Below are 25,887 nucleotides of genomic sequence, written 5' to 3'. Positions count from 1 at the left end.
CACGATTTTTTATAGGTAGTCAATACCCTTTGATCGTCAGTTCTTCACTTTAAAAATTGCATGATTTCCTGAAGGATTTCATCTTGCTCCCGACCTAATGTCATTAAATGCTTGGAGTTTTCAAAGCCTCTTTTAAGCTTCTGCATAGAATGAACTCGCTGATAAATAGTGTCGGCACTATGCTCGTATAAGTCCTCGTCTCTTTTGCCGTAGAAAATAGCAATTGGCATCGTGATCTTCTCAAGCTGTTGCATCGTTTCTTTAATAAATCGCTGAAATCCAATCATCGCGTCCAAGGGCATATCGTTAAACGGCTTCATTTCATGTGTAATTTGCTGCTCTGATTTACCCTCGATATGTTTAAAATTATAAGCGTAGTCAATGATTCTTTGTTTTAGCTGTGCTGGTTCCTTATCAATTGGTACCGATAACACAATGATTTGCTCTAGCTTTTCTAATTGGGCAAGCTTTAATGTAAAAATACCACCAATGGATAAGCCAATAACGGAAATTTTTTGATAGCCTTCATTCAGCAAAAATTGGTGCGCCTTCACCACATCTTGCCACCAGTCCTCAACTTTGTACTGTAATAACGGTTCTGGCTTATGACCGTGTCCTCTATAAAGAGGTACATAACAGGTATAGCCCTCTTCGTGGAGCTTCGTCGCCACTTTCTTCATATCTCTTGTATGGCTTGTAAAGGAATGTAAAAGCAATATTGCATGCTCATTCCCTTTCAAGTATATTTCTTTAGCCGGTAAAATAGTTAGCACCATATCAGAACCTTTCTTCACGTTCATCATAATAGAAGGTAGCCATATTTAAGGCTACCTTCTTGTTGTATTTATAGCATAATCGAATTACATATGCCACTGACCACAGCGACATATAATGCCAAATTTTTATTGCTGTTACGCTCCCACAAATAATACAGCCTGTCCAATCGCAATAAAAAAGGCCTCATGCTGTATAGGACTGTTGTCTTCAATTTCTAGTGTAATGTCAAAATGAGTTTCGCAAAAAGTCGCTTGCCAACGCGCTATCGGCTCCTCATTCCATGTAAAGATCGACCAGTCTTCCATTTCTTTGCTGAGCTTAATTTGCTGCTCTCCATCTGTTATAAGTAAATCAGGAATCATAATTTGCCAGCCATCATAGGCAATCATATAGTCTTTCCCTGTCACTAAATCCTTGCCTCGAAAATGCACGCGACCACGACGAGATACTTTTTTACAAGTAAATAAAGGTTGGCCAGCATGATCATGGACGTCAAAACGAACAAAATAACGAAAATCCATCGTCTTATCGAATGCTTTTTTAAGAGCATTCGAATAAACACGTTGAACCGTTGATGATGTCTCTCCTGATTCATTTAAAATAGAGACCACCTCGGTAGAATCTATTTCCATTGGCTGTTTATATGTATAGGTTTTCAAACGACTCGCTCCTTCAAAACAATTGCTTCCTTTAAACTAACATAAAATATGCGCCCAATTCAAAGAATGTAAACGCCAGATGGTGCGATATCATAAATTTGTCTTACTCAAGCTTACAAGCTTAATGTGCAAATGCTTAGCATCATTTTTTTACATACAAAAAGGAGACTACTTCTTTACTAGTAGCCTCCCAAATTTTCTTTATTTATCTAATTTAAATGTAATGTCTCCAACGCCGATTTCTGATTTGATGTCCAGCACAACATCTGCCTTATCATATGCTTCATTGACATAGACACCTTGGCCCTTTGAAATGAGACCCTCGATATTGGATGAACCTATGCCCTTTTCGGTTGTTAATTTGACACCAACCTTTGAAGGTACAATAATCGTCGTTTGACCTACCCCAGTTTCAATATTCGCTTTAAAGCTTTTTTTCCAATCACCGCCTAAATTGACTGTGAGATCACCGACACCCGCTTCTATATCTAGTTTTTCTAGCTGCAGTCCCTGTAAATCAAGATTGGCTAAGGAAGCACCTGTTTCTACCGTCAAATCCATCGGAATATCATCATTTAATTGGATTGCCCATGTGTTTTTAATATTGGAGATGCCCAGCTTCGTCGAGCCTTTATGTTTAATTTCAACTTCTCCTGTATCGCCGCTTACATCATAGGTAACTTGGGGGGCTAGCTTTTTAATATTATAGTCCGCCTTGCCCTCAACCCACTCCTTGGCACCACCAGTTAGATTCATTTCGCCGACACCTAAATCAATATCTACTTCTAGCGTCTTCGCTTTATCCTTTTCTACTAAGATGGTTTCTTCTTGCATTTTGTTTGGCATAAACGAAAAGCACCCCGACAAGACGAATACTGATGTGCCCATCACGACACCTAATCCAACTAATTTTTTCAATTTAATTTCCTCCCGCTATATATTCTACCAATAATTTCATTATATAGGAGTGGATAATAGAAAATACGACCCTGCGTTTGAAATTTATCTAAGACCTGAGACGTAGTAGCTACGATTGGCGTGGAAGATCCTCACCCTCTAGCAATGCTTTTAAATTAGCAAGGGACGCATCATAGCCCTGCATATTGAAGCTAACCGTTGTGCCGTTGTCCTGTTCTGCTAAAGACATCGCGATTACCGTTTCTGGAACTTCCAAGTAAAATGAAAAAATCTCATGTTTTTGGACCTGCTGGATCGTTAACTGCATTGGCAGTGGATCTGCTAGCTGATTATGGTCATTAGGCATTAAAGTAAAGGTCATCATTTCCCCTTCAGCCAGTTTAGGAATGTCCCAAGTAGAGCCTGGCGCATACCATTGTGAAAGGGATTGCTCCTCTGTTATCGCTTGCCACACATTTTCAATTGCCGCCTGAATCCAAATTGAACTACTCATCCGCAACACCCTCATTTCCTATTTTTTCATTATTTTACCGAACTTTCAGAAGAGAAGCTACGATTGGTTGTTCTCGATAAATAAAATGCTCCTACAATGACCATCATTGCTACTATATCCAAGGCCATTTGATGACTTGAAAGAATGGTAACGAGTAAACCGTAGATAGACGGAGCTAAAACAATAAAGAATTGATTGATCGTTAAAGCCGCACTAACAGTCAGTCCCACAGATTGAGGATCAGACTGCTCCGTTACACTGGCTATATATAAGGAATACCAGCCTAGTGCGAAAAAGCCCATTACACCACAAAATAACATCATTAAGCTATTAGCATGTAAAACAACAGGCATACAAGCGACCATCACAAATGTGGCAAGCATAACGATTATTAGTAAGTGCTCGCGCTTCTGAGCAAAGTATCGGTCACTCAGCCAAGCAAGAGCAATTCTTCCTACCATCCCTCCAAGCAAGACCAAACTCAAATACTTCCCTGCTGCTGTTAAAGAATAGCCGCCTTCCTGATGTAAATAACTCATCAAATGGGCGATGAGGATCATCTGTAAGGACATCATCACAATGCCCACAAAAAAAATCGGATAGAGTGCTCGATTGTCTTTAATAGCCTTCATCTTTTCTTTAAACGGTATTGGTGCTGCTGCCGTATTTTGCTGTTTTGGCTCCTGATACATCAATAAAAATAGTAAACCGCCACCGATTGCTACGAAACCTTGTGCCCCATGCACAGCCGTCAGATGGGAGTGATGATATAAATAGGTAAGAATGAAGGAAGCGAGAGCCCCACCGATTGGAATACCTGTTTGGCGAATTCCGATCGCTAAACCCCGATGCTTGTCTGGAAACCATTTCACGATGGCCGTACTACCTCCCGTTTGAGCACTACCGTACCAAAAGCCAACAACTATTAATACGACTAGCAATGTCGTATAATGATTCACAGGAATTAAGAGGAACGTACAGAGGCCAAGAAAAATAGAGCCCCATCCAATAATTTGTTTTTCTCCCTTTTTATCCATGAGATAGCCAAAGAAAAGCATCGAGAATATCGGTCCAATATTCACGGCAGAAACAATTAATCCTGTTTGGAATGATGTTAAGTGCCATTCCATTTGATAAAAGGAAGCAACTGGCCCCATCCCGTATGTGACAAAGGTGGAAGCTGTTTGCGAAAGCGTAGCCACCAGTAAAATGATCCATTTATAATATGTATGCATATAAACCCTCCAGAGCTATATACCGCACTATTTATACGGTACATTTAGATATCTTGAGTTTACGTTGACAGCTTGCTTACGTAAAATGGAGGAAAATGATAGCGGCTATCAAAAAATTTAATAGGTGTGTGACGAATAACATGAACATTGAAGAAATTGCCATCAAAATTGAGCTTTTAGAAAGGCAAAATTTAAGTAAATCAGCCGAAATCACCAACTATACACAGTCGGCCTTAACTTCGAAGGTAAAGAAGATGGAAAGTGAAATTGGACAGGAAGTCTTTAAACGAACACCTCAGGGCTTAAAGCTAACAGAGGTAGGTGACCACTATTTACAATTTTTAAAGCAGGTTGCCCAACAATATGAGGCATTTTTACAAACCGTAGGATTCACGCAAGCCCATATTCAATTTGGAACCTCCCATACGACAATTAAAATATATGGTGCGTCTATCATGAATGCGCTACAAACTAGTCATAGTCCTATCGATGTGGATTTCACGGTCGAATCGAGTACATCGTTAAATCACAAAGTCCATCTGGCGGAATTAGACTGTGCATTAACGAGTAATCCAATAAAGCATTATGCCGATTTACACTATGATTTAATGACAACCGAAACATTTGAAGTCATCTCGAGCCCTGCACATGTCATCGATTTTGACAGGCAAACACCTGTGACACTCCTAGTTTTAAGTAAGGGCTGTATGTATTCGAAGGCATTAGCCGAATGGCTTACTCACAAGAAAGTCCCTTTTACAATGAAGGAAATTAAATCCGTAAGTAGTATTCTTGATTTTCTAGAAATCGAGCATACATTGGCAGTGTTAAATACGAAGTTACTGGCACTCTACCCTTGTCCTGACCTGCATTTTTATGAAATGGAGACACTTAACAAGGTCATCGAGACTGTCTTTATTTATAAAAAGGAAAACCATAAGCAGTCTTCTATACTGCAATTAAAGCAAGTAATAGAATCCTTGCTTGAAAGGAATGAGCAGGGTGATCATTAGCTCAGGTTGCTCTTTATGCGAATATTTTAAAAAGCCTATATTATTCACGCAAGCTGCACTATAATAGGTTTGATATTATTAAATACATAGGAGTACATCATGTTTTATTACATCTCATTGTTTTTGGCAGTATTTGCTTTATCTACATCAGCTATTTTTGTTAAGCTTGCGGATGCCCCGCCGGCTATTACGGCTTTTTATCGACTATTTTTTGCGATGCTCGTGCTCCTTCCCTTTTTATTAGCACAAAAGGGACTACGACAAGAGCTAGCTAACCTGTCTAAAAAACAGTGGGGACTGGGCATTTTATCAGGTCTATTTCTGTCCTGTCATTATGTTTTATGGTTCGAATCATTAAACTACACATCCGTGGCCAGTTCAACGGTTATCGTCACGCTACAGCCGTTATTCTCTTTAATAGGTAGCTATTTTTTATTTAAAGAGCGCTTTTCCAAAGGGGCTATTGTTGGCTGTTTGGTAGCGATCATCGGCTGTTTCATTATCGGCTGGCAGGATTTTCAAATTAGTGGACAGGCTCTTTATGGCGATATTCTGGCATTTATCGCAGCAGGCATTATTACAGCCTACTTTTTTATTGGGCAATCTGTACGGAAGGATTTATCACTTATTACCTATTCGATTATCGGATATGGCAGTAGCTCAATCTTCTTAGCCATTTACGCCCTCTTTATGCAGGAATCGTTTTTCGACTATCCCGCATCCACATGGTGGTCCCTATTAGGACTAGCTGTGATTGCAACCATTTTTGGGCAAACGATCTTTAATTGGCTATTAAAATGGTTAAGTACAACCGTCATCTCTATGAGTATTTTAGGAGAAACAATTGGCACATGTATTTTAGCTTATTTTATTTTAGATGAAATGATTTCCGTTCAACAAGGGATTGGCATAATGGTCATTTTACTAGGACTTGCCCTCTTTTTACTCCAACAACGTAAATCGGTATAATAAAAAACAACGGCTAAAAATGCCGTTGTTTTTTTATGGCTGAGTAAAGCGAAAGGTCGTACCATCCTTGCTGGATTGTAAAGAGGCTTCCATATTTATTGTTCTAGCAATATCGTGGATAATTTTCAGTCCAAGTCCACTATGTTCGATATCTGAATCAAAGCCGATGCCGTCATCACACATCCATACCTCTCCCTCTTTAATCGTCACCACTAGTTTAGATGCTTGGGCATGCTTTAATGTATTTTGAAAGACATTATCAAATAAACGTTGTAACCATAATTCATTACTTGTCCAAATTACCTCTGCATCTATTGGATGAAAATGGAGTGCAATATTTTGCATGTGGTATAAATAACTCCATTTCTTGATCATCGTTTCTAATAGAAACGCTAGATGAACTTCCTCCTGAACGACAAAGGCATTATCGCTCGTATCAAAAGACTGGTATTGCAATTCATTCGTTAAATTCGCGATATAGTGAATTTGTGCATTTAATGATTCCACCAATTTTGGTTGCTCTTGTAGTTGATCTTCTAAATAAAACAATTGCAAACGTATCGCTGTCAGTGGTGTATGGATATCATGTCTTAATTTTTGAAGCAGCTCTTTTTGGAGCTCCTGCTGTTGAGCTAACTCTAATTCCCGATAAGTCGTGCGCTCAATTAAAAGATTCACCGATTGAATTAATTGCCCTATTTCATCCTCGCTGCTTACCGTTAACGTATCGGGTATCCGTTCATTACTCGCTAGTTCCCGTATTGTTTGATTGAGCATTGTAATTCTAGTCAATAATGAATGGATGGATGTGGAAAATAGTAAGGCAAGAATCCCTAAAGACAGCACAAAGGCAAGCAGCATAACAGGATATGCAAAGGATTCATGGAACGGGATGCCATTATTTTTCGTTTTAAAAACCTTGTCATATAGTATGGACATGAACACACTAATACCTAATAATACGATGGGCACACTCCCAATCGCTACCAACAAGAGTGTTCTATATTTAGTTTTTAATGTCATTTCTTTATATGGGTATTTAGACGATACCCCTCTCCATATATATTTTGTAAAATAATGCCTGTTGAATCGTCCAGCTTTGTCCGAATCTTCTTCATGTAGACATTGAGAATATTATGGTTGCGATCATCTAACGGCCATAAATAATCAAAAAAGTGGTCCTTTGTTAAAACTCTGTCACGGTTGTCAAATAAATAAAAGAAAATTTTTCGTTCTATAGCCGTCAATGAAATTTCGTTTTGAAGATGGTGATGAAATACTTTACGATGCTCTCCGTCAATGAATAAATGCTGTATTTGCGTAAACGTTCCATATTGTTGCACTAGCATTTTTTGGATTCTTAACAATAGCTCTCGTGGATCAAACGGCTTTGTCAAATAGTCTTCTCCAACTGTTAAACCTTCTAGCTTGCTTTCAATATCACTACGAGCTGATAGAAAAATGATGGGTATATTTAAGCCTAATTGTTTAATGTTTTTGCTTAATTGATAGCCATCCTCTCCTGGTAGCATAATATCCATAATGACTACATCTACTTCCTGAATGAGCCTCATTATATCTCGGCCATCTGTTTTCCATATGGCTTCATAGCCTTCTCGTTGCATTATCTTTTGAAGTAAATCACCAATCATGGGATCATCTTCTACAATTAAAATTCTAAATCCTTTCATGTTAACGACCTCTCTCATCAGCATTCGTTTTCATAAACTCTATCGCTAGTTGATAGATTTCCTCGGGTTGATAAAGATATATACTATGAGTGCCACTGACCTCTTTCACTTCTGCATGGGTGAATTGCTTCGCGAAGTCTGCGTAATCTTGACGATTTTGCATTGTATACTTTGAATGTACATGCTCCTTCGCAATAGCATCAACTATTAAAATGGGGATGTCTTGCGGCAATGAAAGCTGTTCTGATTGTAAACTATTTTCATAGACGTGTAACAGCTCATTTTTCATATCTTCATTAAAAAATTGCTTAAAGGACAACGCCTGATAGATTTCCTTTTCCTCCGTCGTTAAAAAGGACATGTTCAGAACTTGCGGATTATACACCTGTGAGGGTACTAGGCGGTGTAAACCTACCTTAGTAGCTAGACTCATCCCCTTCACCATCCATCTATCGAAGTTACCCATCTTATGCTTTACATACTGACTAGGCAGGCCAATATCTAGAGCGATAATTCCCTTTACTTCTTCTGGGTATTTTTGTGCCCAGTAAATCGCTTCAAGTCCTGAAATAGAATGAGGGACAAGAATATAGGGTGGCTGAAGCCCACTTGCCAGAAGTGCCTCCCTTGTTTGCATAAGGATGGTATCAATATCTCGTTCATCATGGGCGATCTCACTAAAGCCATAGCCTGCGCGGTCCACTACTGCAATTTGATGGTGCTGCGAAAACTTACTATACAGCCCCTTTAGCTCATAAACAGGAGCCGCAATGCCTGATCCTGCCATAAAAACATATGTATCCTCCCCATCCCCCTCCTGATAGACATTCATGCGTTGACCATGAACGTTTACCATCATGCCATTATTGTGTAAAATGGCCTCCTCTTTTTGGATTAAACTATAGTGGTATATACTGACTGCTACGATACTGAGCGTTACGATGACCCCCAAATAAATAAACATTTTCTTTATGATTTTTTTCATACGCCTCTCCTCTCCGTTGATACTTGTAAGGATACATGTGAAAAATTAATAACTAATTAATTTTCGAAGAAATGTTTACAAGATGCGTTGAGATGCTTGTCAATGAACAAAAAAAGCTGCCTACATCATGTGGCAGCATTTTTAGAGTCATTCATTTGGATAGGTTTTCTGTAAAAAGACGATAGACTGTTGAATTAGAGCCTTTAAAATATCTTCCTCGACATCAGCCAGTTTATTAATATAAACACAGGCTTTCCCTGTTGTGTGTTTCCCAAATTGCTGTAATAGCTGTTCTCGCTCACTATCACCTGGTGCAAAGTATAAACTAATTTTTGCCTTGCGAGGGGAGAATCCGACAAGTGGAGCATCGCCTTCATGGCCCGTTTGATATTTGTAATGATAATGACCAAACCCAATAATACTAGGACCCCACATTTTTGCCTCATAGCCTGAGACCTCTGTAAAAATGTCCAATAGTCGATAGGCATCTTCCCGCTTTTTTGGATGATCCACACTTTCAATAAATTCAATGACACTTGCATCGGTTTCTTTCGTCTTTAATTCATACATGTGTATCCCTCGCCTTCACAAAATCGGATTGTTCATTCCTATTATTCCCTATTCCGCCTGCTCTAACAAAAGTTTTTGTTGGAGTTGACGATACATCCCTTGTTGTTCCATCAGCTCTTGATGATTGCCTTGTTCAATAATTTCACCCTGTTGTATAACGAGTATTTGGTCTGCATTCTCGATGGTTTTCAAACGATGGGCGATAACAAAGCTTGTGCGACCCTGCATTAAATGCTGTAAACCTTTTTGAATATCGACTTCCGTTTGCGTATCCACACTGGAAGTCGCTTCATCTAAAATTAAAATATCCGCGTTCTCCAAAATGGCACGAGCAATAGCAATGAGCTGTCGTTGTCCCTGACTTAAATTAGCACCACCCGCTTGAACAGGCGTATCGTATTGTGCAGGTAAATATTTTATAAAATGATGGGCATTCGCAATTTTTGCCGCTTCCACAACCTCTTCATCCGTCGCATCCAGCTTTCCAAAGCGAATGTTTTCACGAATAGTGCCAGAGAACAAATAGGTATCCTGTAAAACCACACCTACCCGTTGGCGAATTGTAGACATTTTATACTGTTCAATATGGTGCCCATCAATTAAAATTTCACCCTGATCCACGTCATAAAACCGTGTTAGTAAATTAATAATGGTTGTTTTCCCTGAGCCAGTAGGACCAACAAGAGCTATCGTTTCCCCTGCCTTTGCCTGGAAGTTTATGTTTTGAAGAACTGGCTTCCCTTGCTCATAGCTAAACGATACTTGCTTGAAAACGACGTCGCCTTTTAAGGAAGGTGCCTCAATAGCCTGTGGTCGATCAGCTACCTCTGACGGTTCATCTATTATTTCAAATACACGCTCTGCTCCTGCAATGGCAGACTGAAAGGTGTTTAACAGATTAGATAATTGATTGAGCGGGCGGAAAAATTGCCGTGTATAGGTGACAAATGCAGCGATAATACCAACCGTCACTAAACCTTTTACTGCTAAAAGAGCTCCTGTCCCGATGACTATCGCTAGGCCAAGGTTATTCATAAAGTTATTGATAGGTCCTAATAAACCTGACGTAATCTCTGCGCGTTGTGCGGAGTTTCGCAAGTTTTCATTTTGCTGATGGAACGTGTCGATGGATTGCTGTTCCTTGCCAAAAAGCGTGAGTACCTCTGCACCTGTAATCATTTCCTCAATATAGCCATTCAGCTTACCAAGATCTCGTTGACGAGCCGCATAATTTTTACTGCTGCGTTTGATAATTTGCTTAGTAGTGAAAACAATTAGCGGAATAATGATCAAGGTCACAATCGCTAATGGCCAGCTTAATGTGAACATGGCAATACTAACACCAACGACTGTTAAGATGGACGATACAATTTGCGTCACACTTTGAGCAAGCGCTGTATTTAAATTATCGATATCGTTAGTGACACGACTCATTAAATCCCCGAGCGCACGCTGATCAAAAAATCTTAATGTGAGCGTTTGTAGTTTTTGAAACAGTTCCAGACGCAACGTCCGAATCGTTTTCATCGCCACATGAATCATGACATAGGTTTGCAGCCAGGTCAGAATAGACGCTACCGTAAAAATCACGGCTAATAGGATTCCTAGTCGAATTGTCCCGTCAATATCTTTTTTCATAATGTAATCGTCAATGATATGGCCTATCATATAAGGCCCCGCTAAGCTTAAAAACGTAGAAGCGATGACCAAGATGATGGAAAAATACAGCCCTATTTTTTGCTGTTTGACATAGTGCCAAACTCTTGTCAGTGTTGCCTTTTGATTTTTCGCCTTTTCAGCTGGCCCTCCCATACGAGGTCCACGTCCAAAATTCATTTGCTTTGGTTGATTTTGACTCATCCTTCTTCACCAGCCTTTTGCTGTGACGCGTAAATTGCTTGGTAATGTACATTGTTTTGAAGTAGCTGTTGATGGGTTCCTTGCCCAACAATCTCGCCATCCTCTAGGACAAGAATGACATCTGCCTGCTGTATCGAGGCAATTTTCGAAGCTACCATCAATGTCGTCGTGTCTTGATAATGGGCGGCAATGGCCTGCTGCACATGTTTTTCTGACGCACTATCAAGGGCTGAGGTCGTGTCATCCAGCACGAGAATAGCTGGCTTTCGAACGAATGCCCGACTTAAAGCCAAGCGTTGCTTTTGCCCACCAGAGAGATTTGTAGCCCCCTGTGACAGCTCATGTGCTAAGCCTTTATCAAGCCGCTCCACAAATTCACTAGCACAGGCAGCGTCCAATGCCTGTTGTATTTCCTCTGCCGTTGCGTGTTCATTACCAAGGCGAATATTTTTTTCAATCGCTCCAGAAAACAATAAGGCCTTTTGTGAGGTAAATCCGATATGGTCCCGTAACGTGGCTAAAGAGTACGTTGAAAGCGGTTTGCCATCCAAGTAAATGGCGCCACCTGTTGGATCGAAAAGGCGAGGTAATAGCTTTACAAGTGTTGATTTACCGCTACCCGTTTTTCCAATGATGCCCACTGTTTGCCCTGGCTTCACAGAAAACGAAATGTTTTTAAGAACATCCTCCGCCGTTTCATAATAACGATAACTCACCTGATCAAATTCAATAGCTCCTTTTATAGCATCTGTCCATGCATGTTCTGCTTCCTTAACGGCAATGTCCTTGTTTAAGACATCCACAATTCGTTCTCCCGAAGGCAATGCACGCGCAATTTGCATCAGCACCATACTAGAAGACATTAAACCATTTAAGATAATGGTTAAGTAGTTAATAAATGCGAGAATAACCCCAACCTTTAATGTCCCTGCCTCGACCTTAATAGCTCCAAGCCAAAGCGCCGCAACTATCCCTAGGTTAATCACGAACATCGTAAATGGCACAAGCACCCCTATAATTTGTTCTGCAGTGATGAAGCGTTTTGTCAGCCCATCATTCAGCTCACCAAATTGGGATACCTGTTGGGTTTCACGGCGAAAGGCTTTAACGACACGGATACCCGCTAAATTTTCCTGTAGCTTCGTATTCACTGCATCAATAGCCTCTTGGACGCGACGATAGAGCAGCCCCGAATACTTCGTGAAAAAATACATAGCCACAATCAAAATCGGCACAATGATAAGAAGTATTGAAAAAAGCTCCCGTGCGGTTACAAAGACGATAATGACTGCCCCGATAAAGAGTAGTGGTCCACGCACAAAAATACGTAGTGTCATCATAAACGCGCGTTGAATACTTTCCACATCACTCGTTAAAATAGTAATTAACTTACCTGTCGTAAAGTCATCCCGCTCCTTAGCTGAATAAGTCATCATTTTCTCATAGAGAGCCTGTCGAACATCCGAAGCAAAATGAATCGCTGCCTTCGAGCTGTAATAAGAGCAGCCAATCCCACCAACAAGCCCAATCACCGCACTTGCTAGCATCCATACAAACATGCTTAGCACATAAGCATGATCCCCATTGGCAATCCCTGTATCAATCATATGCTGCATAATCGTCGGCTGAATTAAATCCATTGTCACCTCCAGCACCATGAGAAGAGGCGCAATTAAGGTGAAAAATTTATAGGGCTCCAAATACTGCCCTAACTGTTTTATTGCCTGCATACATTCGTCTCCGTTCTATTTAAATCCCATTCGTTCCTCATTATAACTGAAAACTATTCCCATTTGGCACTATTTTTTCGAGACTCGTAATATTTGAGATTTAACTAATTGAGGAGATATCGTCGAGCTTATGGCTGACATCCATCCAAATAAAAAACCCCCATGCCTATACAAAGGGCACTGAAAAAGTCCATATCTTTTTTTCATTTGGCACTGTGACTCTACTGTTGTTTTCCGAAGCATTCCGCTCGCTTTCCGCGGGCGAGCGCCGAGTCTCCTCCTACGCTTCGCTTCGTGCGGGGTCTCGTGCGGGGTCTCGTCTGTCTCGCTTTCCCGCAGGAGTCGAGCGATGCTTCTCCAAACAACGCAATGTATCATTCTATTATTTTAGTCACACTTTCCTTTATAATAAAAGAATGAATATGTAGGTGGTGCCCCAATGATTTCAAATCAGGAAACCAATGGACGTAATGCCATTCCTCCAATTCGCATGTTTAAGTACTTATTATTAAAAGCGATGAATGATGTATCAGACGTCGACCTAGTAGAGCGCTCAAAGTATGATATGTCATTCAACTATTTCTTGGATATGGCAACAGAAGATCCAGTGAGACAGAAATAAGGCACTTCCTGTTCAAAATTGAACAAGAAATGCCTTATTTTTATTTGAAAAAGGTTCGCTTTTATGAAAACATAAGTTTTTCAGTGCCCTCGTCTATTCATGGAGGTCGCTTTAAATGATTCTTGTACCGCTCGTTGGATTATTTTCAAGGCAGTCTTTTTGCTCTAAACATACCCTATTGCATGGGACTTATCCGTAGTTTTTCAAAATTTCTTTGGAAAAATTGGTGGGCCAACTGCTCTTTCTCGGGATGAACACCAAGTAAAATAACTGTACTTGGTCCGGCTGATTTGGTCATATGATGAGAACACTCCACTACTTGCTCGTCAAAAAGGCGCACACATTCACCTTGAAGTCCCTTTGATCCGACAGGCCACACTTGCTGAACGATTTCCGCCAGCCATGCCTGATAAACAGGTTGCAACTGCGCCACATCATCAGGCTGTGCTAATAGTTCCTCGCCAACAAGTGGTAAGCCGTATGTGTACCAACTAAGCTGTTCAGGGTTCCATGCTTTTCGCTGTTGTATTTCCCCAAGCATAGTAATTGCTAGACCTGACTGTAATGTTGGCATATTGGATTCCGAACTACCAGCAATAGCTGGACAGGATAGTCCCGTTTCCTCGAACACTTGCTGAATCCCACTTTCATAGCGTGACCATGCCGCATCCCCTGAAAAATTAGCAAGTAGAATTTGAACAGGAAGTGCTTGTGCAGCCAGCTGTTCTAGAAATGTCACACGGGCTGTCATATAGGCTGTCAATTGATCGGATGCCGGCACAATATCTTGTGGCTTTTCCCCGATGGCTGCCGCATTATCCATTGTCGCAATAAATCCGCCCACTTTCATAGCATTTCTCACTAAACTCGACCTGCCTTACGCACAAAAACTTTTGACAGAATGGGCATGACTACCGCGACAATCATTAAATTAATAGCGGTTGCTATGAAAATACTCGCTAAAGCACCCCAGAAAAAGGCAGGACTAATAATAAAATAAAATGGCAGTGGTGCTACGATGCCGTTTAATATGAGGGCAACTGGCCATTTCCATACATGCATGCCTTTTTTATGCATGACCCCAAAAATCCAGACAACGATAAACATTTCTATAGCAATAATTACATGGAGTGGGCCAAGTGGGAAGCCAGCAGTTAATGCGCTAATAAAATGACCAATGAGACCAGCTACCCCAGCTAATAATGGCGATAAAAAGACCACACCTAAAAAGGCAGGTGCTGAATCAAGAGCTGCCGTTGAAATAAAAGCGGGTACTTTAATGGCGGCTCCTACAGCACAAATGGCCGCTACCATAGCCGTTAGTATCCATTTCATTAATTTTTGTCGATCCATTGCATTTCCTCTTTTCCGTTAGTATGTTGACCTCACTTGAGTTGCTCGCCAATCCCGTACCAAATACGCACAACTTGCTCCGCTTCAGCAAATAATGCTTGGTATAGGCGGCCACATGTATCACGTAATAAACGTGCTTGTTTTTCCATCGGTACAACACCGCGGCCCATATCTGTCACAATAAGTGCCAGCGAACAATGTTGGGCAAGGGCTGATAACTTAGTGAGGGCGGATTGTACGACCAGCTCATCTTCCTCAAGGTTTTGTGTCATAAGCCATTTCTCCATATGTTGAATGACTAGGATTTCACAGGCTGGTGCAACATCCGGTAGTTCGCCATCGATAAGTACCACCTCGTGTTGTTCATATAAACGCATTACATAATCGGTTTTTCCGCTATAGGCGCCTCCGATAAAAACATGCATCTAGCTCCCTCCTCCCAAGCCTTTCTAGTAAATGTTAAATTAAATTGATGATCATGTGGCACTTGGTATGACCAAAACGGCTGCTCTATTGGCGCATAGGCAACGAGTAAGGCACGAATCACCCCGCCATGAACGACTAAAACATAGCAATCCTCATTCTTTGGTAAATGGTTGAAGCCTTCTACCACTCTTGCCACAAAATCATCAAAAGCCTCGCCTTGTGGCGGTGGCGAATGAATAGGGTCATCCAACCATGCACGGTAACGAGCATCCTTCTTTAACTCCTCATAGGTTTTCCCCTCAAATTCACCAAAATTGGATTCACGAAACCGTTCATCTGCTTCATAGCTAGCATTCGGAAAATAATGGGCGGCTGTGACTCGACAGCGTTGTAAATCGCTGCCATATACCTTTTCGACACCTGCATCCACTACAGAGAGCTTGGAGATATCAGCAGCTAATGGTGCGTCCGTCCACCCCAAATAACGCTTTTCTAAATTGGCCTTTGTGGGCGCATGCCGCATTAAGCACACAGTAACAATGTCACCCATAGAACAACCTCCACCCCTTCAATCGATGCACCTAGTAGATCACCCGAGACACCGCCAAAATTACGCAATGTAAATTGTCGAAAAATAACGAGCGCAAATGCTAAAACGATCACTAATAGTATTGGTAGCATCGAGAACTTTGTGATGATCAGCACAACCGGCATGACCAATAAAAGAGACAGTAGCATCATTATTTTTAATAATTTCACGTTGATATGCGACTGAAAGAAATAGGCAAGGCCTTTTTCCTTTGAACAGTTAAGTGACATAAAATAAAAGCTCATGCCGACCCTTGTTAAAAAAGGAATGAATACGACCATCCATAGTGCAAATTTATTTTGCACAAAAAGCTCATGTAAAACGACAAATTTCCCAAATAACAAAAAAAGTATTGATAGCACTCCGAAAGCACCAACCCGAGGATCATCTAAAATCTCAAGTCGTTTGTCCCGATCGCGATAAGAAAAATATGCATCTCCCATATCAATAAAGCCATCCAAATGTAAACCGCCTGTCCATAAAGCAAACAGCCCGATAACGATAAAGGCAAGCATGACCTCGCTACTAGCCGTCCATTGTGTAAGGCAGTAAAGAACTCCGGCTACAGTTGTGCCCATCAATGCCCCTAGCCATGGCAAGCAAGCAAACATCCCTGTAATCGTTGACCTTGTTAAAGGTAATTCCTTATGTACGGGCAAAACCGTAAAAAATTGAAATGCCAACAACAGGCTATGCCAAAAACTTTTCATCGTCTTGCCTTCCTTCTCGATTATTTCCATCTCTTTACGATACCATAATTCATTTCATACGCCTCTTGGGCCGACGCTACGAACCATTGGTGGAGCTGTCCTAATGTTCTTCGATACAGCTCCACCTCTTCGTTCTGATAAGGTGGCTCATCAAACAGCTCATTCGACACCACTAATAATGTCACGTTCTTCGTTTGCAGGGATTGAATGGCCTGTTTAACAGTTCGAAGCTTAGATGCTAAACAGCCAGGCTTCGTTACACAGGGTTCTCCACAATCATAACCTTCATAAAAAGCATTCGTCAGCCAAGTAGTGACGCAATCCCATAGCACTACATCCCCATCCTTGAGTGTCTCAAATACGGGTGCGATGTCATAAGGGGCCTCCACTGTTAACCATTTTATTGGCTGGGCTAGTCGATCAGCTTGATGACGATCAATTCGCTTCTCCATTTCATCATCCAAAGCAATACCAGAAGCTATATATATTAAACGTTTTTCTATATTAGGCTGTGCTTGGAAGTGCTGTATGGCGGCTTGTTCTGCAAAATAAGATTTGCCACTACGCACACCACCAGTAATAAAAATGAGGGGCATTCGTAATACCTCCTATTGTAAATGATGTAGAGTACCAATCTCTTGGATTACCCACTGCTGTCCCTGACGTTCAATCACGGTGACACTTGTCCCATGAATATAAGGAGCTGTCCAAAGCTCACTAATATTGCGTTGTAAAATGGCATTAATCATGCATTTAATCGTCACCGCATGGGAAACGATCAAAATAGGCTCATCACGATGTTGCTCCGCTATTTTTTTCAACGTATACATCGCTCTTTCTGTGACAGCGCCAAAACTTTCCGTATGGGTTGCGATAAATTGCGCAGGGTATTTCGTATACAATTCATAATCAAGCCCATTTGTCATCAAAATGTCCTCAATTCGCTTACCTTGCCAATTCCCTAAAAAAATTTCCCGTAAATTATCCTCATAGTAAACCGGTAATTGGCGATGAGCCGTCAGAATATCCATCGTCTCTTTCGCACGACCACTTGAACTACAATAAGCTGCCGCAAATGGGATTAACTGTAGTTGCTGCTGTAATTTAGCAGCCGCTTCCCTACCATTGTCCGTTAACGGAGAGTCCAACCATCCTTGTAGTCTTTGCTCCTGATTCCATTGTGTTTCCCCATGTCTTACTAGATAAAAAGTTGTCACTTTTCTCTCCCCTTATTTGCGTTAAACCACGCCTGCAGACAATTATGTAAATACGTCATGGCCGCAATATCTTTAATCCCAATACGAAACCATTCGCCCTGTAACCCTTTAAAGTTTTTCGTATGACGCAGGACAACTCCTTGTGCTAAACAATACGTAAAAAAGGCATCCGACTGCTGTTCCTTTGGCAAGGAAAAGCACACGTAATTCGTCACACTATTAGTGACAACACAGCCGTTTTCTTGTAAATAACGATGCAACTGCTCTCTTTGCGTTGTCGCATAGGCAATTGCCTGCTGACTATATTGCTGCTCATCCAAACAGCCTGCACCAATGACCAGTGCAAAGGCATTTAAATTCCAATGGGGCAGCATGTCCTTTAGCTCACTGACAATAGAGGCATGAGCAACTAAATAGCCAAGACGTAAGCCAGGTATTGCGTACATTTTAGTCATCGAACGCACAACGAGGACATGTGAATTTTCCATACTTTCATGCATGAGAGAATTCGCCTCATCGACCCAATCCATAAAGGCTTCATCGATGACAAGCTCACATTTGACAGCACGACCATGCTCTAATAACGCTAGTAAAACTTCCTTTTCTGGCAACACACCTGTTGGATTATTCGGTGTACAAATATAAAGTGCATCCGCTTCCACCATTTCTTGTTTAAGTCGTTCCATTGGCAATGTGTATTGGATAAAGTCCGTCACCAAAACCGGAATAATAATAGCTCCTGCGGCTAGCAATGTTCGCTCATATTCTGAAAAAGTAGGATGGACGACAATGACGCGCTTTTGCGCATAACGTCTCGCAATAACACTAAAGAGCTCTGACGCCCCGTTGCCTAGTAAAACCATATCCTTCGCCACTTGATGAAAAGCAGCAACCTTTGATAGAAAAGGCTCTCCATCTGGATCTGGATAGCGTTGAATGAGCGGGTAAAATGTACGCCAACGTGCCTCGACAAAGGATGGTGGTCCTGCCGCATTGACATTTTCACTAAAATCATATACCTCTTCAGGCATCGTTAAACCTAATTGCTGATAAACATTTTGCGGATTTGCTCCGTGATTAGGTAATAGCATAAATGAACACCTCCACTGCTAACATGACAAGCGTAAAGAGCACCATGGCAATACGCATATGAATAATAGATGCCATTATATGTTCCTTTGTTAACGGAACTAATTTTTCTCCCATAATCGCCCGATGCGAAACAACGCCTTGATAAGTATTTTTCCCACCTAGTTGGACGCCAAGCTGCACTGCTGTTGCGGCCTCTAAATAACCACTATTTGGACTAGGATGCTTTTTAGCGTCTTGCGCCCAACGCTTTAATCGTTGTCCAAATGAGTAACTCGTTTCATTTTTTGTACCTAGCACGATAAGAAAGCCCGTAATACGACTTGGAATAAAATTCAGGACATCATCAAGTTTGGCAGAAAACATGCCAAAATCTTTGTATGTTTCATTTTTATAGCCGACCATGGAATCTAACGTATTGACAGCCTTGTAGCCCCATAAACCGATAGCACCAAATAAAAAGGCATAAAATAGTGGGGCGGTCACTCCATCACTTGTATTTTCTGAAACGGTCTCTACTACACCACGCACAATCTCATCTTCCCCCAGCTTTTCTGTATCACGCCCAACAATCCATGATAACTTGACGCGCGCTTCCGCAAAATCACCTTTTACAAGGGGCTCATAAACTGCCAGTGCCGCCTCCTTTAAGCTACGTTGTGCAAGCCCAATACCTATTAGAAGCCCTTCGACTAAAACACCAAAAATCAAGCTTACCTGATAGCTGAGTAGTAAAATAAGTGTGACCACAAACATCGTTGTCCCTACAACGGCAAGTGCCATCACCATACCACGCAGTTTCCGCCATTTGCCTTGATTCCATAAAGCTGTTTGTGATTGAATCAGCTTGCCAATCCATCGCACAGGATGTGGAAGCTTCGGAGGGTCTCCTACTAAAATATCGAATATAATTCCTATGATACAGGCAATCACTATGGCAATCATAACGCCTTCTCCTCTTTATCCTTTTTGTATTTACGAATAGCCTCACGCATCGTTTCATAGACACCGTAGCCAATGACCTTGCCTAGCATTGTGATAGGACCGGCATATTGATGGTAGTCCCCTTCTTCTGTAGCAGCAATGAGTAAGCTATCAGTGGATGTTCCGGTTGCTTGCGTGCCTGTTGTAGGATCAGTTATACCTTCATCCGCTAACGCCTTCACCTTCGCCTCCGTTGTCGAAATCATAGCCTGAAATAACGCTTCATCAGACAATCTCCCGTTAATAAGCACCCATGTATTAATCGTTCCTGCATGGTATTGCTCCGCACGATGAAAAGCACGTGTAATATCTACGGCATTGCCTAGACCCGCAGTAATCATAATGACTAGATGAATACCTTCATATGTAAAATCACGAATGGTCGCAAATTTGGCTTGGACTGCCGTCATCATCGCCACTGTGTTATCGACTGGAAAATCATGCGCCTGCAAAAAATGCTGTAAATCACGATGTGGCTGTCGATCATCATACGTAATGGGCACAGTCCGATTCATCAGATGAGTAAAATAACCAAAGCCTGGATTATGCATAGCAGAAGATACAACCTTCATAGGTGAAACCGCTTGAAGTGCTACATATTGGTCAGAAATTTGAATATGATCCTTTGAAATTATGGGCATTCAATCGCCTCCTGACGATAAATAGATTATGAACATAAAAAAACAAATTCTTACAAAGAAGAATTTGTACTGTCGATTCTTTATTAAAATTTGAACCTTCTGAACGTTTGTACAGAATAACAACTTCATAATACTCAAATTATTTATTTTCTTTGAAATTGTATCATAAGTTTGCCTGTTGCCACAATTCCATTTTGACGTGTTGTTACTGCTTTTGTTTAAGATTTTTAAAGCGGATTACGGAGCCAATGATGATAAAGACCCAACCAATAGCTATGTAAACTACTTTCATTGTTTTTGTCGATGACGGTAAAATATCCATAATCGTTAAACAGACAAAAAGTATCCCAACAACCGAAAAAAGCATACCAATCGTTAAATTCTTCATGAAAAACCCTCCCAACTATGTACGCCCTCGATTTTACCGTATTCTTAGCAAAAAGAAAACACTAATCCAAGTATGGAACCCTTGGATTAGTGATAATTGTGTCATTAAGCTTTCGCATGGGCAAAAAATTCTTCATATAACGCCTGTAAAATGCGGTTTTCAAATTCCTGAAGTACTCCAAAAACGAGACTTACTTCAGAAGAGCCTTGATTGATCATTTCAATGTTTGCGCCGGTTCTTGAAATCGCTGTAGCAGCACGCGCAGCTAAACCTGTGTTATGGCGCATACCTTCACCAACAATCACGATCATCGAAAAACCATGACGCATTTCTACATATTCAGCATGTAGCTCTTCTTTCACTCGACTAATAATACGCTCTTCATTATCAGGTGATATCTGATTCGAACGCATAATGACTGAAATATCGTCTAAGCCAGAAGGTGTGTGTTCATAAGAAATATTTTCATCTTCTAAAATTTGTAGTAGCTTTCGTCCAAAGCCTACTTCACGATTCATCAAATATTTAGAGACATATAAAGTTGAAAAACCACTGTCTGCCGAGATACCTGTAACGGGACGACCTGTTGCAGGACGACTTGGTACGATACGAGTACCTGGGGCTGATGGATTATTTGTATTTTTTATGTTAACGGGCACCCCAATCTTGTAGACAGGCATTAATGCTTCATCATGGAACACTGAAAAGCCTGCATATGATAATTCGCGCATTTCGCGATACGTAATTTCTTTAATTTCCACTGGATCATTGACAACCTTCGGATTCGCGGAGAACACACAATCCACATCCGTAAAGTTTTCATATAACTCCGCTTCAACAGCTGCTGCTAAAATGGAGCCAGTAATATCAGATCCTCCGCGGTCAAATGTCCGCAATACGCCCGCTTTAGTGTAACCGAAGAACCCTGGGAACACAATAATTTCTTTTGTGTGTTTTAAAGGGGCTAAATTAGCATACGCTTCGGGTAAAGCAAATGTTCGTTCAGGTAAATCATTGACCACTAATCCATCCTTAGGACTTACATAGCGTGCGGGCATTCCAATTGCATTAAAATAAGCGGCAATAAGCTTGGCGTTATTATCTTCACCTGCTGCTTTAATGCTATCAATGAATAATTCCACGTTTGTTTTGTCACCTTGTACACGTTCACGTAAATCTTCCGCAATCACGTCACAAATGGCATCATCTAACCCTAAACCATCTGCAATTGCTCGAAAACGATCGACTACAATATGCAATTTGTCTTCGGTATCTTCATGTTGTAACGCGGCAGTTGCTAATTGTATTAATAGATCGGTTACTTTTATATCGTCACCAGATCGTTTACCTGGTGCTGAAACGGCAACGATTTTACGTGCCGGATTAGATTTCACAATATTTGCTACTTTTTGAATTTGTTCTGCGTTTGCTACAGATGTTCCACCAAATTTACACACGATCATATCTATCAAATCCTAACTTTTTCAAATTAATTGTATTCCTCCAAAAAACAATTGACTGTACACAGTGTACAAATTATCGATTCCTACGTCAATACAATTTAAAAAATTCGCGCAATTTACTGAGAAATATGGACAATTTTCGTACTGTTTGATTTATTATACGGATTTCGTATGAAATAGTTAAGGTTTTTATGAATTTTTTTTCGTGATATTCACAGATTCGTGAAATTTTCCGTTTTGACTTTCTTCTATATAAAGAGGAAAACGCTTACTCCCCACTATGATATGCACAAACATCCTCGGTGTTTGTGCTAATTTGCAGGCGAAAGGAGGGTTTTGAGTAGGAGGACGAATGCTTCTGGACAGGTTTTTTTCTAGAAAATAGCTACATCACTTTTTTGCCAGTATGTAAAACTTCATGACGAGTATGCTTGAACTGTGGATAATTTTATCCATCTCTCCCTCACATGCAAAAAAACTAGGATCACATGTAATTAGTGAAACCTAGTTTTTCCAAGCTATTTTCGTTTAAATTGCCGTCCAGCCGCCGTCAATGACTAATTCTGCGCCTGTCATAAAGCGTGATTCGTCAGAGGCAAGGAAGACTACTCCATAGGCTACGTCCTCTGGTGAACCAAAGTACGGTAGCTGTGTATAGGTTTTGTAGAAAGGTAAAGCGCCCCCTTCTTCCATCGTTGGCGCTGTCATAGGCGTAACGATGATGCCTGGGTGAACAGAATTTACACGAATATGATCTTTCCCATACTCTACCGCAGCCGATTTAGATAACACCCGAAGTGCTCCTTTTGCTGCTGTATAAGGACTTGTCCCTGCCATTCCCACGATTCCACCAATGGAAGAAATATTGACAATAGATCCGCCACCAGCCTTTTGCATTTCTGGAATCACATATTTCATACCAATGATACAGCCATTTAAGTTAATGTCCATCACTTTATTCCATTCGTCCATTTCCATGTTGGCAATCGTTTTTGGTGATGAAATTCCTGCATTGTTGACTAGTACATCGACTTTACCATATGCCTTCACTGCCTCTGCAATTACTGCTTTCCACTCGTCCTCAGACGTTACATTATGTGAAAGACCAATAATATCTCCACCATTTTCTTTAATTTCTTTCACTAAGTTATTCAATGGCTCGATTTGCACATCTGTTGCAATCACCTTTGCCCCTTCTTGTGCAAATAGCTTTGCCTCAGAAGCTCCCATGCCCATCGCTGCTCCCGTAATAATCGCTACTTTCCCATTTAAACGTCCCATCTATAAAACTCCCTTTCTATTATCAATCCATTTCCTCCGAGCAAATGTCACCAGATGTTTTCAATCCGCTACAGAAGCTAGAGGCTTCATTTTGCTTCAGCAGATGTTTGAACACCCTCTAAAAAGAGCATCACAAGCATACATCCTCCCCCATAGAAAAGGGACATTTCCGTATGTTTGATATAAAATTGCTGAATCAAATAAATGAATAATTCGTGAAAACATTAACAACTAGTTGTATTATCGACACCGTGTCGTTAATATAATTATAACTGTCTGTTCAAAAAGGGCAAACAACATAAGAGCATGAATTGATGTATTGACAACATGTAAGGCTACTATGTTGTGTAAACGATAAATTTAATACAAGGAGCTTAAAAATGTCGAAAAAGATGGACCCTCGTGTCATAAGAACGCGCCAACTATTAAGAGATGCATTAGTGGAGTTAATAGATGAACAAGGCTATGAGAAGATTACTGTGCAAGATATTACTCAACGGGCAACCTTGAACCGTGCCACTTTCTATTTACATTACCGTGACAAATTAGATTTACTGTACCAGAGCTCTGAGGAAATCTTACATGAATTAGTAGGAAGTATTCACCCAACGTTTGAAGAGAAGAGAGATTTTGATTTATTGCCTCATTATGATCAGCCTCATGAGACATTTATGCATTTGTTTGAACAAATTGCGCTGAATAGTAAGCTTTACAAAGTCTACCTCACAGAAAAAGATATCCCTTATTTTTCTGCAGGCTTAAAAAAGATAATTATCGATTTTGTATCAAGTGGTATTCAATTGATGGAGCCTGATGATCAAAAATTAACCGTACCGCGTGAGATGGCTATCCGTTTTTATGCCGCTGCCTTTCTTGAGGTGATCGTCTGGTGGTTAGAAAATGATATGCCCTATACGCCAAAATTTATGGCGACTCAGTTAATGCGTATTACCATTAAAGGACCCTACTTGGATAACCCCTTTCAGCAATCTTAAAAGCTGGCATTTCCTATATGCCAGCTTTATTGGTTCACTACGTATTTTTTTGCCTGTACATGTCTTATGCATTGGATGGAGATTTACAAACAACGGACCATACCTGTTCAAATAATGCTTGATGGTCACTGTTGCTCCATCTTTCAGCAAAATACGGGTTGTGGAAGTACGTAAATGCTGTCATATGGGGTTATTTTGGCTGTACCTCAGCGGATAGGTTTCTCAAAATTCCAGTTCGTATAAATGACAGCCGCCGTTACTGGCTCTGTAGTCTTATCTTCCGTGAAACCGCCTATTAGATTACCTACTCTAAATGTCGGCTCAAAAAATTGTTCTTCCTTAGGGGGTGCGGTTGGACCATCTATCCCCAATTTCGTCTCATCTGTAACGACTACTTTCATGCCGTTATCCAACGTAAAGCTCAGTCCATCTTCTCCAACTTCTGTGATCACTCCTTCGATATTGACTACTGCACTTGCCGCAGGAGCTGAATGATCCACCATAATTCTATCTGTTAAATCGATTGTTGTGTCATTGTTTACATTGACTAAAGAAGCGACTACCGCTATTACTGCACAGGCAACTAAACTTCCCACACTTATTCGTACTTTTTTCATAAAGACCCTCTTTTCTTTTTGTTGAAATTCCATCATCTCGTTTTCCATCTTTATCTTAAATTCTTCGGAAGCATGAATCTGCTTCATCACGTTTTTATAAGCATTCATCAGACCGTACTCCCTTCTTCTAATATGATTTTCAATTTCATTCGTGCCCGTCTTAGCTTTGAGCCAATCGTGTTGATGTTCATTCCTAATAGATTGGCGATTTCTGCAGTTGTATAGCCTTCATAATAATGTAAATAAACAATGACTCTCTCTTTTGGATTCAGCTCAAAAATTTCCGTAAGCACCATTTGCTCCTCTTTGGCGATAAAGGACATTTCTTCGGTAATTGGTACCGTCTTCTTCACACGGGCAGACTTAAAGTAATCCTTACATTTATTGAAAGTTACTTTGATGAGCCAAGCCTTTAAATGATCTTCATGATCGAAGGGCTTTTTCTGTTTCATAAGAGTCATATAAACCTCTTGGACAATATCCTCCGCCTCAGACATATTTTTTGTCTGATGCACAGCAATACGGATTAAGGTGTCACTATATGTTTGAACAATCTCTTGAACACATAAGCCAGCAAACTTTTTCATATTTCCTATCGAGCCTCCTTCTTTT

The 25,887-nt window shown here is 40.7% G+C and carries 29 protein-coding genes and 2 pseudogenes; 4 read left to right on the top strand and 27 right to left on the bottom strand.

The window, feature by feature from the left end:
* Positions 1-44: 44 nt before the first annotated feature.
* From AC1Q6O_RS08105 to AC1Q6O_RS08085, 5 genes are all read right to left on the bottom strand, one after another.
* A complete protein-coding gene (locus AC1Q6O_RS08105) occupies positions 45-803 on the bottom strand; it encodes an alpha/beta hydrolase (protein WP_008179819.1) in 759 nt (252 codons plus the stop codon).
* Positions 804-911: 108 nt separating this feature from the next.
* Entirely contained in the window at positions 912-1,436 is a 525-nt protein-coding gene (locus AC1Q6O_RS08100; protein WP_008179821.1) for a tubby C-terminal domain-like protein, read from the bottom strand.
* Between the two features lie 201 nt (positions 1,437-1,637).
* Complete coding sequence (locus tag AC1Q6O_RS08095) at positions 1,638-2,354, bottom strand: toast rack family protein (RefSeq protein WP_036125356.1); 717 nt, start codon at positions 2,352-2,354, stop codon at positions 1,638-1,640.
* Between the two features lie 109 nt (positions 2,355-2,463).
* Positions 2,464-2,847 carry an SRPBCC domain-containing protein gene (locus AC1Q6O_RS08090; protein WP_008179824.1) on the bottom strand — a complete coding sequence of 128 codons (384 nt, stop codon included), beginning with the start codon at positions 2,845-2,847 and terminating at the stop codon, positions 2,464-2,466.
* A 29-nt stretch (positions 2,848-2,876) separates the two neighbouring features.
* Positions 2,877-4,082, bottom strand: coding sequence for an MFS transporter (locus AC1Q6O_RS08085; protein WP_089984764.1), 1,206 nt, complete (start codon positions 4,080-4,082; stop codon positions 2,877-2,879).
* Positions 4,083-4,222: 140 nt separating this feature from the next.
* Between AC1Q6O_RS08085 and AC1Q6O_RS08080 the strand changes: the two genes are divergently transcribed.
* Complete coding sequence (locus AC1Q6O_RS08080) at positions 4,223-5,095, top strand: LysR family transcriptional regulator (RefSeq protein WP_342532708.1); 873 nt, start codon at positions 4,223-4,225, stop codon at positions 5,093-5,095.
* Between the two features lie 99 nt (positions 5,096-5,194).
* A complete protein-coding gene (locus tag AC1Q6O_RS08075; protein WP_090003178.1) occupies positions 5,195-6,064 on the top strand; it encodes a DMT family transporter in 870 nt (289 codons plus the stop codon).
* Between the two features lie 33 nt (positions 6,065-6,097).
* Here AC1Q6O_RS08075 and AC1Q6O_RS08070 read toward each other — a convergent pair whose 3' ends face one another.
* The 6 genes from AC1Q6O_RS08070 to AC1Q6O_RS08045 form a co-directional block, all read right to left on the bottom strand.
* The gene (locus tag AC1Q6O_RS08070) at positions 6,098-7,087 is read right to left on the bottom strand and encodes a sensor histidine kinase (RefSeq protein WP_089984767.1); all 990 of its coding nucleotides are present in this window, start codon (positions 7,085-7,087) and stop codon (positions 6,098-6,100) included.
* Positions 7,084-7,755, bottom strand: coding sequence for a response regulator transcription factor (locus AC1Q6O_RS08065; protein WP_089984770.1), 672 nt, complete (start codon positions 7,753-7,755; stop codon positions 7,084-7,086). Before AC1Q6O_RS08065 ends, AC1Q6O_RS08070 begins: the two co-directional genes overlap by 4 nt.
* 1 nt (position 7,756) lies before the next feature.
* Complete coding sequence (locus tag AC1Q6O_RS08060; protein WP_492401039.1) at positions 7,757-8,740, bottom strand: alpha/beta hydrolase; 984 nt, start codon at positions 8,738-8,740, stop codon at positions 7,757-7,759.
* A gap of 147 nt (positions 8,741-8,887) precedes the next feature.
* Positions 8,888-9,310 carry a DUF1801 domain-containing protein gene (locus AC1Q6O_RS08055; RefSeq protein WP_089984774.1) on the bottom strand — a complete coding sequence of 141 codons (423 nt, stop codon included), beginning with the start codon at positions 9,308-9,310 and terminating at the stop codon, positions 8,888-8,890.
* 48 nt (positions 9,311-9,358) lie between these two features.
* On the bottom strand, positions 9,359-11,170 hold the full coding sequence (locus tag AC1Q6O_RS08050) for an ABC transporter ATP-binding protein (protein WP_008179832.1): 1,812 nt from the start codon (positions 11,168-11,170) through the stop codon (positions 9,359-9,361).
* Positions 11,167-12,900, bottom strand: coding sequence for an ABC transporter ATP-binding protein (locus tag AC1Q6O_RS08045; protein ID WP_043990655.1), 1,734 nt, complete (start codon positions 12,898-12,900; stop codon positions 11,167-11,169). The genes AC1Q6O_RS08050 and AC1Q6O_RS08045 overlap by 4 nt, the downstream gene beginning before the upstream one ends.
* Before the next feature lie 460 nt (positions 12,901-13,360).
* On the opposite strand from AC1Q6O_RS08045, the pseudogene AC1Q6O_RS08040 reads away from it, so the two are divergent.
* A pseudogene (locus AC1Q6O_RS08040) lies at positions 13,361-13,510 on the top strand (transposase); the annotation flags it as partial.
* A gap of 187 nt (positions 13,511-13,697) precedes the next feature.
* On the opposite strand, the gene AC1Q6O_RS08035 reads toward AC1Q6O_RS08040, so the two are convergent.
* The 13 genes from AC1Q6O_RS08035 to AC1Q6O_RS07975 form a co-directional block, all read right to left on the bottom strand.
* Positions 13,698-14,372 (bottom strand): hypothetical protein, encoded by a 675-nt coding sequence (locus AC1Q6O_RS08035; protein WP_492401038.1) that lies wholly within the window; start codon positions 14,370-14,372, stop codon positions 13,698-13,700.
* An 11-nt stretch (positions 14,373-14,383) separates the two neighbouring features.
* Entirely contained in the window at positions 14,384-14,875 is a 492-nt protein-coding gene (locus AC1Q6O_RS08030) for an ECF transporter S component (protein ID WP_089984778.1), read from the bottom strand.
* Between the two features lie 32 nt (positions 14,876-14,907).
* Entirely contained in the window at positions 14,908-15,300 is a 393-nt protein-coding gene (locus AC1Q6O_RS08025; RefSeq protein WP_043990657.1) for a bifunctional adenosylcobinamide kinase/adenosylcobinamide-phosphate guanylyltransferase, read from the bottom strand.
* Positions 15,252-15,851 carry a histidine phosphatase family protein gene (locus AC1Q6O_RS08020; RefSeq protein ID WP_492401037.1) on the bottom strand — a complete coding sequence of 200 codons (600 nt, stop codon included), beginning with the start codon at positions 15,849-15,851 and terminating at the stop codon, positions 15,252-15,254. The genes AC1Q6O_RS08025 and AC1Q6O_RS08020 overlap by 49 nt, the downstream gene beginning before the upstream one ends.
* A complete protein-coding gene (cobS, locus tag AC1Q6O_RS08015; protein ID WP_089985163.1) occupies positions 15,824-16,600 on the bottom strand; it encodes an adenosylcobinamide-GDP ribazoletransferase in 777 nt (258 codons plus the stop codon). Before cobS ends, AC1Q6O_RS08020 begins: the two co-directional genes overlap by 28 nt.
* A gap of 20 nt (positions 16,601-16,620) precedes the next feature.
* Positions 16,621-17,196, bottom strand: a complete 576-nt coding sequence (locus AC1Q6O_RS08010; protein WP_492401036.1) for a bifunctional adenosylcobinamide kinase/adenosylcobinamide-phosphate guanylyltransferase — start codon at positions 17,194-17,196, stop codon at positions 16,621-16,623.
* Between the two features lie 12 nt (positions 17,197-17,208).
* Positions 17,209-17,817, bottom strand: a complete 609-nt coding sequence (locus AC1Q6O_RS08005) for a histidine phosphatase family protein (protein ID WP_008179843.1) — start codon at positions 17,815-17,817, stop codon at positions 17,209-17,211.
* Positions 17,814-18,908, bottom strand: coding sequence for a pyridoxal phosphate-dependent aminotransferase (locus AC1Q6O_RS08000; RefSeq protein ID WP_089984782.1), 1,095 nt, complete (start codon positions 18,906-18,908; stop codon positions 17,814-17,816). The genes AC1Q6O_RS08005 and AC1Q6O_RS08000 overlap by 4 nt, the downstream gene beginning before the upstream one ends.
* Positions 18,895-19,851 (bottom strand): adenosylcobinamide-phosphate synthase CbiB, encoded by a 957-nt coding sequence (gene cbiB / locus AC1Q6O_RS07995; RefSeq protein ID WP_008181892.1) that lies wholly within the window; start codon positions 19,849-19,851, stop codon positions 18,895-18,897. Before cbiB ends, AC1Q6O_RS08000 begins: the two co-directional genes overlap by 14 nt.
* Entirely contained in the window at positions 19,848-20,531 is a 684-nt protein-coding gene (locus AC1Q6O_RS07990; RefSeq protein WP_342532688.1) for an adenosylcobinamide amidohydrolase, read from the bottom strand. The genes cbiB and AC1Q6O_RS07990 overlap by 4 nt, the downstream gene beginning before the upstream one ends.
* A gap of 205 nt (positions 20,532-20,736) precedes the next feature.
* Positions 20,737-20,919: a hypothetical protein gene (locus AC1Q6O_RS07985; RefSeq protein WP_025115645.1), complete on the bottom strand. Its 183-nt coding sequence runs from the start codon at positions 20,917-20,919 to the stop codon at positions 20,737-20,739.
* A 104-nt stretch (positions 20,920-21,023) separates the two neighbouring features.
* Entirely contained in the window at positions 21,024-22,382 is a 1,359-nt protein-coding gene (locus AC1Q6O_RS07980) for an aspartate kinase (protein WP_089984789.1), read from the bottom strand.
* Between the two features lie 528 nt (positions 22,383-22,910).
* Entirely contained in the window at positions 22,911-23,663 is a 753-nt protein-coding gene (locus AC1Q6O_RS07975; RefSeq protein WP_008175990.1) for an SDR family NAD(P)-dependent oxidoreductase, read from the bottom strand.
* Between the two features lie 380 nt (positions 23,664-24,043).
* On the opposite strand from AC1Q6O_RS07975, the gene AC1Q6O_RS07970 reads away from it, so the two are divergent.
* A complete protein-coding gene (locus tag AC1Q6O_RS07970) occupies positions 24,044-24,658 on the top strand; it encodes a TetR/AcrR family transcriptional regulator (RefSeq protein WP_008175985.1) in 615 nt (204 codons plus the stop codon).
* Between the two features lie 64 nt (positions 24,659-24,722).
* On the opposite strand, the pseudogene AC1Q6O_RS07965 reads toward AC1Q6O_RS07970, so the two are convergent.
* The 3 genes and pseudogenes from AC1Q6O_RS07965 to AC1Q6O_RS07955 form a co-directional block, all read right to left on the bottom strand.
* Positions 24,723-24,842, bottom strand: a pseudogene (locus AC1Q6O_RS07965) (hypothetical protein); the annotation flags it as partial.
* A gap of 22 nt (positions 24,843-24,864) precedes the next feature.
* Positions 24,865-25,362 carry a YbhB/YbcL family Raf kinase inhibitor-like protein gene (locus AC1Q6O_RS07960; protein ID WP_253734967.1) on the bottom strand — a complete coding sequence of 166 codons (498 nt, stop codon included), beginning with the start codon at positions 25,360-25,362 and terminating at the stop codon, positions 24,865-24,867.
* Positions 25,363-25,382: 20 nt separating this feature from the next.
* Positions 25,383-25,862 (bottom strand): RNA polymerase sigma factor, encoded by a 480-nt coding sequence (locus AC1Q6O_RS07955; protein WP_492401035.1) that lies wholly within the window; start codon positions 25,860-25,862, stop codon positions 25,383-25,385.
* Positions 25,863-25,887 lie beyond the last annotated feature (25 nt).

The sequence above is a fragment of the Lysinibacillus sp. GW823-FHT06C08 genome, from assembly GCF_058795135.1.
Note: the sequence above shows the minus strand (reverse complement) of the source record. Positions and strands in the feature narration are given on the sequence as shown.